Annotated in this window: 9 protein-coding genes and 1 pseudogene; 5 read left to right on the forward strand and 5 right to left on the reverse strand. The window is 72.0% G+C overall.

Translation table 11 applies throughout. The features are described 5' to 3' along the window. Positions 1 to 43: 43 nt before the first annotated feature. Positions 44 to 340, reverse strand: coding sequence for a hypothetical protein (locus tag EBH09_RS39955; RefSeq protein ID WP_345940948.1), 297 nt, complete (start codon positions 338 to 340; stop codon positions 44 to 46). Between the two features lies 1 nt (position 341). Between EBH09_RS39955 and EBH09_RS39960 the strand changes: the two genes are divergently transcribed. The 4 genes and pseudogenes from EBH09_RS39960 (at position 342) to EBH09_RS20595 (ending at position 4,134) form a co-directional block, all read left to right on the forward strand. Then, positions 342 to 926, forward strand: a complete 585-nt coding sequence (locus EBH09_RS39960; RefSeq protein WP_345940949.1) for a hypothetical protein — start codon at positions 342 to 344, stop codon at positions 924 to 926. Positions 927 to 1,019: 93 nt separating this feature from the next. Then, positions 1,020 to 1,922: an SAM-dependent methyltransferase gene (locus EBH09_RS20585; protein WP_121748467.1), complete on the forward strand. Its 903-nt coding sequence runs from the start codon at positions 1,020 to 1,022 to the stop codon at positions 1,920 to 1,922. Positions 1,923 to 1,998: 76 nt separating this feature from the next. Continuing rightward, positions 1,999 to 3,225: a PLP-dependent aminotransferase family protein gene (locus EBH09_RS20590; protein WP_121748468.1), complete on the forward strand. Its 1,227-nt coding sequence runs from the start codon at positions 1,999 to 2,001 to the stop codon at positions 3,223 to 3,225. A gap of 61 nt (positions 3,226 to 3,286) precedes the next feature. Continuing rightward, positions 3,287 to 4,134, forward strand: a pseudogene (locus EBH09_RS20595) (arylamine N-acetyltransferase). A gap of 34 nt (positions 4,135 to 4,168) precedes the next feature. On the opposite strand, the gene argS reads toward EBH09_RS20595, so the two are convergent. Beyond that, the gene (argS, locus tag EBH09_RS20600; RefSeq protein ID WP_121748469.1) at positions 4,169 to 5,932 is read right to left on the reverse strand and encodes an arginine--tRNA ligase; all 1,764 of its coding nucleotides are present in this window, start codon (positions 5,930 to 5,932) and stop codon (positions 4,169 to 4,171) included. A gap of 253 nt (positions 5,933 to 6,185) precedes the next feature. Between argS and lysS the strand changes: the two genes are divergently transcribed. Next, a complete protein-coding gene (lysS, locus tag EBH09_RS20605; protein WP_121748470.1) occupies positions 6,186 to 7,928 on the forward strand; it encodes a lysine--tRNA ligase in 1,743 nt (580 codons plus the stop codon). Positions 7,929 to 8,019: 91 nt separating this feature from the next. Here the strand turns inward: lysS and EBH09_RS20610 are convergent, their stop codons facing one another. From EBH09_RS20610 to EBH09_RS20620, 3 genes are all read right to left on the reverse strand, one after another. Next, a complete protein-coding gene (locus EBH09_RS20610) occupies positions 8,020 to 8,511 on the reverse strand; it encodes a hypothetical protein (protein WP_121748471.1) in 492 nt (163 codons plus the stop codon). A gap of 37 nt (positions 8,512 to 8,548) precedes the next feature. Then, positions 8,549 to 8,929 (reverse strand): hypothetical protein, encoded by a 381-nt coding sequence (locus EBH09_RS20615; protein ID WP_121748472.1) that lies wholly within the window; start codon positions 8,927 to 8,929, stop codon positions 8,549 to 8,551. Positions 8,930 to 9,050: 121 nt separating this feature from the next. Next, positions 9,051 to 10,962 (reverse strand): ALF repeat-containing protein (locus tag EBH09_RS20620; protein WP_193776441.1); only part of this gene is annotated, 1,912 nt, incomplete at its 5' end.

The following is a 10,962-nucleotide window of genomic DNA, read 5'->3' on the forward strand; positions in this document are numbered from 1 at the left end:
GTTCGCCACGAGCGCCCCGTCGCCGGGTCCCGCGCTCCGCGCTCTACGCCGCGACCGGCGTCGTCGCCGTCGGTGCCGCCGTGGCGCTCGTGGCGAACCTCGTGTCGGGCACCGACCACGGCGGGCGGCACGGTCCGGCCGGTGCGGCCGCGGGGACCTCCGCGTCGGTGTCCGGGACCGCGACCACCGGTTCGGCGTCCCCGAGCGCGAGCACCTCCTCGTCGCCGTCCGGGTCCTCGTCCGCGTCCGTATCGGGGTCACCCTCCGCGTCCGCGTCCGTGTCCCGGCCGGGCGCGGCCACGCCGAGCCGCCGCGCACCCGCCGACGGCCCCGTGCTCACCGTGTCGACCACCCCGTACCACTGGGACGTGCCCTGCGAGCACGCCTTCCTGGTCGACCGCAGCCCGCAGAACGTGCCGGAACCGCCCGCCCAGCAGGACGCGGTCGGCTGGGCCACCCCCCTCGGCGCGGTCTCCGCGAACCGGCAGATGGCCGTCCTCACCGTGCAGGGCACCGGTGCGGAGACGGTGGTCCTGAAGGACCTGCACGTCCGCGTGGTGAGCAGCGAGCCGGCGCTGGACTGGAATCAGTACGTGATGGGCAACGGCTGCGGCGGCCAGGTGAACACCGGGTCCTTCGACGTCTCCCTCGACCTGGCCAACCCCCTGGTGACGCCGGTCTCCGGACAGCGCGACTTCCCGTACAGCGTCAGCGAGTCCGACCCCGAGGTGTTCAAGGTCAACGCGCACACCAGCGGCCACGACGTCAGCTGGTACCTGGAGCTGGAGTGGTCCAGCGGCGCCCGGCAGGGCACCGTGCGGGTCGACGACCACGGCAAGCCGTTCCGTACCAGCGCCTCCCGGGACGGCTCCTACTACGCGTACCCCCTCGGCGGCGACGGCTGGGAGCGGGTCGAGGGCGACTGAGACGGGCCGGGCACGGGTGCCGGATCGCCGCCAAGTCGTAGCGGCGACTAGGTTGTTGGCCACCACTCCGGTTCTCTTCGTCAGGAGACGCCCATGCCCGGTGACGCCCTCAGCCAGGACCCCGCGGAGCTGAGAAAGAGGATCGACAGCAGCAAGGCGCACCCGGCCCGTGTCTACGACGTCTTCCTGGGCGGCAAGGACCACTATCCCGCGGACCGCGACGCGGCCGCCGCCGGGCTCGCCGCCAACCCGCGCGGCTACCTGGACGTACGGCACAACCGCGACTTCCTGCGCCGCGCGGTCACCACGCTGGCCGAGGAGCACGGCATCCGCCAGTTCCTCGACATCGGCACCGGCCTGCCGACCGCGGAGAACGTGCACCAGATCGCCCAGCGCACCGCACCCGAGTCGAGGGTGGTCTACGTCGACAACGACCCGGTCGTCCTCGCCCACGCCCGCGCCCTGCTCACCAGCGGTCCCGAGGGACGTACGGACTACGTCGACGCCGACCTGAAGAGCCCGGCGCGGATCCTCGAACAGGCCGCGCGGACCCTCGACCTCGACCGGCCCGTCGCCCTCTGCCTCGTCGCCGTCCTGCACTTCGTCGAGGACGAGGAGGCGTACCCGATCGTCCGCGAGCTGATGGACGCGCTGCCCGCCGGCAGCCGGCTCGTCCTCAGCCACCTCACCGAGGACCTCAACCCGGAGAACATCCGCGCGGTCCGGCGGACGTACACCGAGCGGGGCTTCACGTTCGTGCTGCGCTCCCGCAAGGACGTCGGGCGCTTCTTCACGGAGACCGGGCTGGAGCTCGCCGAGCCGGGTGTCGTACCGGTGCACCACTGGCGTCCGGACCACGCGGCGCCGGTGCCCGAGCAGCCCGAGGAGTCCTACCTCGCGGGTCTCGACGACATCGAGAAGGTCCGGTACAAGGACATCAACGACGTCACGGACGCCGACATCAACGTGTACGGGGGCCTTGCCGTCAAGGGCTGACGGCCCGGCGGTCGCACGGGTGTCCGGATCGCGGAAAGTCGCCTGTAGACGGCACGTACTTACTTAGGGTGCGGGCATGACCGTGACTGAGAACGCGCCCGCCCCGTCCGCCGCCCTGCCGCCGCTCGCCGCGCGGACCCGGTCGATCGGCGGTTCGCCCGTACGGGACATCCTCGCCGTCACCGCCCGCCCCGAGGTGATCAACTTCGCGGGCGGGCTGCCGGCCCCGGAGCTGTTCGACGCGGAGGGCATCGCCGCCGCGTACCGGGACGTCCTCGCCGAGGTGCCGGCGCGGGCGCTGCAGTACTCCACCACCGAGGGCGAGCCCGTCCTGCGGGCCGCGCTCGCCGCCCGCACCTCCGCGCGCGGACTGGACACCGGCGCCGACGACATCCTCGTCACCACCGGATCGCAGCAGGCGCTGTCGCTCCTCGCCACCGCCCTGCTCGAACCCGGCGACACCGTACTCGTCGAGAGCCCCTGCTACCTGGCCGCGCTCCAGGCCTTCGGCTTCGCGGGCGCCCGGGTCGTCTCCGTGCCCGGGGACGAGGACGGGATCGACCCCGAGGCGCTGGCGGAGCTGGTGCCGCGCGAGCGCCCCAAGCTGCTCTACACCGTCCCCACCTTCCAGAACCCCACCGGCCGCACCATGCCGGCCGCCCGCCGTGCCGCCGTGGCCGAGGTCGCCGGCCGGTGCGGGCTGTGGATCGTCGAGGACGACCCGTACGGCGAGCTGCGCTTCGAGGGCGAGCGGGTGCCGTGGATCGCCTCCTACGACGGCGCCCGGGACCGGACCGTGCTGCTGGGGTCCTTCTCCAAGGTCATGGCACCCGGCCTGCGACTCGGCTGGCTGCGGGGGCCCGCCGATCTGCGCCGGGCCTGCGCGGTGGCCAAGCAGGCCGCCGACCTGCACACTCCGACCGTCAACCAGCTCGCCGCCGCCCGGTACCTGGCCGACCGGGACCTGGACGCGCACGTCACGCGCGTCGCCGCCGCCTACGGCGCACGCCGGGACGCCATGCTCGCGGGGCTGGCGGACGCGCTCCCGGCGGGGTCGGCGTGGACCAGTCCCGAGGGCGGCATGTTCCTGTGGGCGCGCCTGCCGGAGCGGTACGACACCACGGCCCTGCTCCCCGGGGTGGTCCGGCACGACGTCGCGTACGTCCCCGGCGCCCCCTTCCACGCCGGTGAGCCCGACCGCGCCACGCTGCGGCTGTGCTTCGTCACGCAGACCCCGGACGAGATCGCTGAGGGACTGCGGCGGCTGGGGGAGGGACTGCGGGAGGCGTCGCGTGAGTCGTAGGCCCCCGGCCTAGGTCCAAAAGCCGAGGCGGGGGCGCCGCACGCGCACCTACGGTGAGGCCATGCCCGACAGCCCACGGAAGACGACCGGCTTCGACCTCGACGCGTACCTCGACCGGATCGGGTGGGAGGGACAACGGCTCGCCGCCGACGCGGACACGTTGAGCGGCGTACAGCTCGCCCACCTGAGAGCCGTCCCGTTCGAGAACCTCGACGCCCTCGCCGGCACGGCACCCTCCCTCGAACTCGCCGACCTGACGGCCAAGCTGGTCCACGGCCGCCGGCGCGGCGGCTACTGCTACGAGCACAACACGCTGTTCGCGGCGGCCCTGGAGGCGCTGGGGTTCCGGGTGACCCGGCTGACCGCCCGGGTCGTCGTCGGTGCCGACCGCTTCGAGGACCGCCCGCGCACCCACATGGCCCTCCTGGTCGAGGTCCCCGGCGACCCGCGGCCGTACCTGGCCGACGTCGGTTTCGGAGCCGTCGGTTCCCTGCTGGAGCCGGTGCCGCTCACGGCGGACACCGAGTTCCACGACGCCGGCCGCCGGCACCGGCTGGTGCGCGTACCGCACCGGGGACCGCTGGAGATGTGGGTGCTGGAGGCGTACCGGCAGGCGTCCACGGGCGGTTGGGAGGCCCAGTACGCCTTCACCCTGGAGCCCTTCGAGCGGTCCGACTACGAGATGATCAACTGGCACATCGCCACGAACCCGCGCTCTCCGTTCTCCCGGCGCCCGTACGTACAGCGCCTCACACCGGACCGGCACCTGCTGCTCGACGGCGACCGCGTCACCGAGACCCGCGACGACGGCACGGTCACCGAGCTGAAGCTGACGGACGAGGCCGCCGCCGGGTGCTGGCGGCGGACTTCGGCATCGACGTGCCCGAGGGCCTGACGCTACTGGGGTGAGGCCGGCCCGGGTGGAGGCGGCCGGGGTGAGGGGTCAGAGCCGCTCGGGCGTCCGGATGCCCAGCAGGGCCATGCCCCGGTGCAGCGTGCGGGCCGTGACGTCGGACAGGAACAGGCGGTTCTCCGCCACGTCCCGCGGCGGCGCCGGCTTGATCACCGGGCACTTGTCGTAGAACGACGTGAACAGGGACGCCAGCTGGTAGAGGTACGCCGTCAGCTTGTGCGGGGCGTACTCGCGGGCCGCCTCCGCCACCGTCTCCGCGAAGGCGTCCAGGTGCAGGCCGAGGGCGCGCTCCGCCTCGTGCAGCTCCAGCTCCGGGTGGGCCCCGGGGCGTACGTCGCCGGCCTTGCGCAGGATCGACTGGATCCGGGCGTAGGCGTACTGGAGGTAGACGGAGGTGTCGCCGTTCAGCGAGACCATCTGGTCCAGGTCGAACTTGTAGTCCCGGTTCGCCGACGTCGACAGGTCCGCGTACTTCACCGCGCCGATGCCCACCTGGGTGCCCCGCTCGGCGATCTCCTGCTCGGACAGGTCCTGGGCCTTCTCCCGGACGACGGCGGACGCGCGGTCGATCGCCTCGTCGAGGAGGTCGACCAGGCGGACCGTCTCACCCGCACGGGTCTTGAACGGCTTGCCGTCCTTGCCGAGGACCGTGCCGAAGGCCAACTGCTGCGCCGTCACGTCCTCGTTCAGCCAGCCGGCCCGGCGGGCGGTCTCGAAGACCATCTTGAAGTGCAGGGACTGGCGGGCGTCGACCACGTACAGCAGCGTGTCCGCCTTCAGGTTGAAGACGCGGTCGCGGATCGCGGAGAGGTCGGTGGCCGCGTAGCCGTAGCCGCCGTCCGACTTCTGCACGATCAGCGGGACCTGGTTGCCGTCCGGGCCCTTGACGTCCTCGAAGAAGACGCACAGCGCACCCTCGGAACGGACGGCGACGCCCGACTCCTCCAGCATCCGGCAGGTCTCGGCCAGCATGTCGTTGTAGCCGGACTCGCCGACGATGTCGGCGTCGCGGATCTCCATGTCCAGCTTCTCGAAGACGGAGAAGAAGTAGATTTTCGACTCGTCGACGAACTTCTGCCACGCGGCGAGCGTCTTCGGGTCCCCGGCCTGGAGATCGACCACCCGGCGCCGCGCCCGCGTCTTGAACTCCTCGTCGGAGTCGAAGTGCCTGCGCGCCGCCTTGTAGAGGCGGTCGAGGTTGGACATCGCCTCCTCGCCGCTCACCTCGCCGGCCTCGTGGTCCAGCTCGTGCGGGTGCTCCTCCAGGTACTGGATGAGCATGCCGAACTGGGTGCCCCAGTCGCCGATGTGGTGCCGGCGCACGACGCTCTCGCCGGTGAACTCCAGCAGCTGGGCGACCGAGTCACCGATCACCGCGGAGCGCAGGTGGCCGACGTGCATCTCCTTCGCCACGTTCGGCTGGGCGTAGTCGATCACCGTGGTGCCGGGGTGCTCGGCGTGCGGGACGCCGAGGCGGCCGGTGTCGTCCGCGTACCGTGCGGCGAGGTTCCCGGTGATCGCCCGGTCGCCGATCGTGATGTTCAGGAAGCCGGGCCCGGAGACCTCGACGTCCTTGATCAGGTCGCCGGTGACGATGTGCGAGACGACCTCGGTCGCCAGCTCCCGCGGGTTCGCCTTCGCCTTCTTGGCCAGGGCGAGGATGCCGTTGGCCTGGTAGTCCGCCCGGTCGCTGCGTCGCAGCAGCGGGTCCGCGGATGCCTCCGGCCGGGCGGCGGAGAGGGCGGACGTCAGCTGCTGGTTGACGAGATCGGTGAGCGACGCGACCGAGGCCATAGGAGTGGGTGCCGTTCTCCTCGTGGGTTCAGATAGACCTGGTCAGTATCCCACGGGTGGGGAAGCGGTTTTCGGCCGCGGGCCGGTGGGGGCTGGTCGCGCCCACGCGGCGGAGCCGCGGACCGGCACAGCCCCGCGCCTCTTCCGGGCGCTGATGAAAAGCGGTTTTCGCGGATGCGGGCCGGGCTGGGAGAATGGAGCGGTCAGCCGTGCGACAGTCCGGCTGCTCAGCCGAACCTTCAGGGAAGAGGACGTGCCGATCGTGGCTCAGAGCACAGAGACCACCGACTGGGTCTCCCGTTTCGCGGACGAGGTCATCGCCGAGTCGGAGCGCCGTGCCCCGGGCAAACCCGTCGTCGTCGCGTCCGGACTCTCCCCGTCCGGCCCCATCCACCTGGGCAACCTGCGCGAGGTCATGACCCCGCACCTGGTCGCCGACGAGGTCCGCCGCCGGGGCCACCAGGTGCGGCACCTCATCTCCTGGGACGACTACGACCGCTACCGCAAGGTGCCGGCCGACATCTTCGGGGTCGACGACTCGTGGGCCGAGCACATCGGCAAGCCCCTCACCTCCGTCCCGGCCCCGAAGGGCTCTCCGCACCCGAACTGGGCCGAGCACTTCAAGGCCGCGATGACCGCCTCGCTCGCCGAGATGGGCGTGGAGTTCGACGGGATCAGCCAGACCGCGCAGTACACCTCCGGTGTCTACCGCGAGCAGATCCTGCACGCCATGAAGCACCGGCGGGACATCGACGCGATCCTCGCCCAGTACCGGACCAAGCCGAAGACGGCCGGCAAGAAGTCGCAGAAGCCCGTCGACGAGGCCGAGCTGGAGGCCGCCGAGGGCTCCGGCGCCGCCGCCGAGGACGACGGCTCGGGCTCGGCCGCCGGATACTTCCCGTACAAGCCGTACTGCGGCAACTGCGAGAAGGACCTCACCACGGTCACCTCGTACGACGACGACTCGACCGAGCTGACCTACGCCTGCACCGAGTGCGGCTTCTCCGAGACGGTCCGGCTCAGCGAGTTCAACCGCGGCAAGCTGGTCTGGAAGGTCGACTGGCCGATGCGCTGGGCCTACGAGGGCGTGATCTTCGAGCCGAGCGGTGTCGACCACTCGTCTCCCGGCTCCTCGTTCCAGGTCGGCGGGCAGATCGTCGGCATCTTCGGCGGCGAGCAGCCGATCGGGCCGATGTACGCCTTCGTCGGCATCAGCGGCATGGCCAAGATGTCCTCGTCCAAGGGCGGGGTGCCCACCCCGGCCGACGCGCTCCAGATCATGGAACCGCAGCTCCTGCGCTGGCTGTACGCCCGCCGCCGGCCCAACCAGTCCTTCAAGATCGCCTTCGACCAGGAGATCCAGCGGCTCTACGACGAGTGGGACCGCCTCGACGCCAAGGTCGCCGACGGCAGCGCCCTGCCCGCCGACATCGCCGCCCACTCGCGCGCCGTGCGCACGGCCGCCGGTGAGCTGCCGAGGACGCCCAGGCCGCTGCCGTACCGCACGCTCGCCTCGGTGGCCGACATCACCGCCGGACACGAGGACCAGGCACTGCGCATCCTCAGCGAGCTGGACCCGGCCGACCCGCTGGGCGGGCTCGAGGAGGCCAGGCCGCGGTACGACAAGGCCGAGGCGTGGATCAACACCCACGTCCCCGCCGACCAGCGCACCATCGTGCGTGCCGAGCCGGACGCCGAACTGCTGAAGTCCCTCGACGAACAGGGCCGGGCCTCGCTGCGGCTGCTGCTCGACGGACTCGCCGGCCACTGGTCCCTGGACGGGCTCACCCACCTCGTCTACGGCGTGCCCAAGGTCCAGGCCGGCTTCTCCGCCGACGCCACGCCCAAGGAACTGCCGCCGGAGATCAAGACCGCCCAGCGGTCCTTCTTCGCGCTGCTGTACCACCTGCTCGTCGGCCGCGACACCGGCCCGCGCCTGCCCACGCTGCTGCTGGCGGTGGGGCAGGAGCGGGTGCGGGCCCTGCTCGGAGAGTAGGCCCGGACCGTACTGACATGGCGACGGGGGCGCCCGGCATCGGCCGGGCGCCCCCGTCGCCATGCGGAGGAAGGGATGCGGCGGAGCGGTGTCACGGTGACGGCGCGCCGACCGCCCATCCCGAGCCCACCGCGGCCAGCGCCGGCAGCAGGAAGAGCGCCAGGCCCATCGACCGCGGGAATCGCCCCCGGTCCCGTTCCACCTCGCGTGCCGTGAACGCCTTGCGCTGCGCGGCATCCGTCCGCTTCGTGGACAACGGGGTCAGCGAGCCCAGCAGCACCAGCACCGCTTCAGGCCACCGCAGACGCGCGTCGCCGTGCACCGGGAGCGTCCACGACGAGACCCAGCCCCGGAACGGCACCAGCGCCACGATGGTCCCCCACACGAACCCGGTGCACGCGGCGAACGCGGCCGTCCACGAAACCTGGGCGCCGAACCGGAGCAGCAGCGCCAGCACCGCGAGTACCGGCAGGGTGATCGCCGCCACCCACCGCTCCCGCCGCCGCGGCAGCCACCGCATCAACACGCAGGTGAGCACGAGATCGGACACAAAGAGGGCGAACACCCAGAGGGGCAGAACCACCGCGGGCTCCTCAGCTGTCGAAAGGGTTCCTCATCGCTCAGCCGATGAGGAAGGCCACCAGGACGGCCGTGGCGACGAAGGCGAGCAGGAAGACGGCGAGTTGCTTCTTCGTCACCTCGTCCGCGGACTCGCCCGCACGGTACAGAGCCATCTGCCGCGCCAGGTACCTGCCGTACACGAGCCGCAGGATCACCAGGACGAGGGCGACCAGGGTGAACAGGAAAAGAGGTTGCTTCCCCTCGTAGCCGCGGGCCGCGGACTGCCCGACGACGGCGACGGCACCCGCCAGCGGAACGAGCACGGAGGAGATCCGCTGTGCGGTCGTGGCGGCCAGGGACTGAGCGGCCAGCGCGAGGGCGACACCGGAGACGACGGCGAACACCCACCACTGGGTGACCGACATGTCGGGTGTCAGCATGAGATCTCCTCTGTTCCTTGGGTCCTCTGTGCGAGGCGGTCCTCGCGACCGCTCCGGGTTTCTCCGTGCGGGGTGGAACACGAGAACGTGCCGTTCCACCCCGCCGGCGTGCGCTGCTTTTCTACCAGGTGAGCCAGCCGACGACCGTGGTCACCGAGTCGCCCACCACACTGGAGATCTTGGAACCGACCTCCTCGGCCACGGGACGCAGTGCGTCGTCGACGCCGCCGAACTTGCTGAGCAGAGCCCCCTTGCCCAGGAAGATGCCGCCGACCGCGAACATGCCGAGCGCGCTGTGGAAGTCGCTGCCCTGCCAGTTGTCCGCGATGCCGTGGAGCAGGGCGCTCGCCCCCTGGAGGCCCCAGGAAACCAGGCCGACCGCGCCGGCGGCCGCCAGCAGGGCCGGGGCGGCGGGCGGGAAGAGCAGGGCGCCCACGCCCAGTACGACGCCGGCCGTGCCGACGATCGCGCTCCAGTGCCCGGTGACCGTCGCCCACTGCTTGGGGTCGCCGATGTCCTCCGGCCACAGCTCCCAGTCCCAGTACCAGGGCTTGTCCTCGTCGGAGTTCTGGGAGGGGTTGGTCCCGTTCTCCTCGTCCTGCTTCGCCTTCTCGGCGGCCTTGCGCGCGGCTTCGGCGGCCTCGGCTCTCCGCTTGGCGGCCACGATGGAACGCGCCTCGCTGGCTGCCGCGGCGGCGGCCCGCTCGTCCTTACCGGCCTCGATCGCCGAGGCCCGGGCGCTGGCTGCGGACGCCTGCGCGTCTGCCGCGTACGAGACCGCCTGCCGGGCGGACGCCGACGCCTGCCGCATCGAGTAGTTCGCCGTCCTGGCCGCGCCGCGGGCCACGGAGGCGGCCTGCTTGGCGCTGGCGGCGGACCTGGCTGCGTCGGCCGCGGACTTGTCGGCGGCGTCCGCGTTCGCCTTCGCCTCGATGGCCGATTCGGAGGCGTCCGTCGCGTACCCCTTGGCCTTCTCCGCCCACTCGGTCGCCTCCGACGCGGCCTGCCGGGCTTCGGCCGCCGCCTTGGAGGCGAGCGCGGCGTCCGCCAGGGCCTGGGCGGCCACCTTGGCAGCGTGTGCGATGGCCGCGCGGATGGCGGCGACGTGGGTTGCGTGATCCTGGTCGAGGCGGGCGACGTTGTACTTGTCGCGTGCGACGAAGTACCGCCGCATACGTGCGCTGCCCTCGAGGACGATCTGCGCGGCCGACTTCATGTAGGGGCCGCCGGAGTCGAGGAGACGGAAGATCTCGACCTGGTCGTCCTGCTTGACCGCCTCCGCCAGTTCCACGTTGAGGAAGCGGTGCAGGGCCATGGCGCTGCCGTCGTTCAGCGCCGCCTCGGCCTTCGCCTTGACGGCCTTGCCCGGGTCCTCGTTCAGGATCGAGAACACGGTGACGCGGTTGTCGGTGGCCGCGGCCTCGATGACCCCGGTGGCGAGGAAGTCGCCCGCGGCGTCCGCGTCCTCACTGGCCAGCGCCCGGTGCGCGGCCTCGGCGACCGCGGGTTTGGCGGCCTGGGCGATGGTCAGGACCGTCTCGCGGTCGTCCTGCCGCTGGGCGAGGAGCCGGTCGGTGTCGATCCAGTTGACGACGTCCTCGTCCGCCCCGGAGAGGGCGAACTCGGCGGCCTCCCTCGTCCAGCTGCCGGTGGCGTTCAGGAGCTGGACGGCGGCCTTGCGGCCCTCGCTGACGGCCTTGGCGGTGTCCCCGCCCCTCAGCGCGGTCTCGGCCGCGGCGATCAGGTCCTTGATCTCCGTGCTGGTCTTGTCCGCCTGGGTGCGCTGGTTGTCGGCCCGGGCGGCGTCGTCGGTCTCGGCCTGCGCCCTCAGCCGGGCTTCCTCGACGCCGAGTTCGGTGTCCTGGGCGATGCGGGCCGTTTCCGCGGCGCGCGCGGCGGCCTCCACCTCCTGGGCCTCCTTGACGGCGTCGGCGGCCGTGTTGGCCGCCTCGACCGCCGCCTCCGCGTAGGCCGTGGACCGCTTGGCGTACTCGACGGCCTCGCCGGCCGCGTCCGCCGCCTCGTTCGCGGCG

It is taken from the genome of Streptomyces sp. E2N166, assembly GCF_003671715.1.
Classification (GTDB): domain Bacteria; phylum Actinomycetota; class Actinomycetes; order Streptomycetales; family Streptomycetaceae; genus Streptomyces; species Streptomyces thinghirensis.

Coding starts and splice junctions, on each gene's coding strand:
- argS (WP_121748469.1), bottom strand. CDS start 5,932: ATGGCCTCGGTCGCGTCGCTCACCGATCTCGTCAACCAGCAGCTGACG.
- EBH09_RS20615 (WP_121748472.1), bottom strand. CDS start 8,929: ATGCTGACACCCGACATGTCGGTCACCCAGTGGTGGGTGTTCGCCGTC.
- EBH09_RS20585 (WP_121748467.1), top strand. CDS start 1,020: ATGCCCGGTGACGCCCTCAGCCAGGACCCCGCGGAGCTGAGAAAGAGG.
- EBH09_RS20590 (WP_121748468.1), top strand. CDS start 1,999: ATGACCGTGACTGAGAACGCGCCCGCCCCGTCCGCCGCCCTGCCGCCG.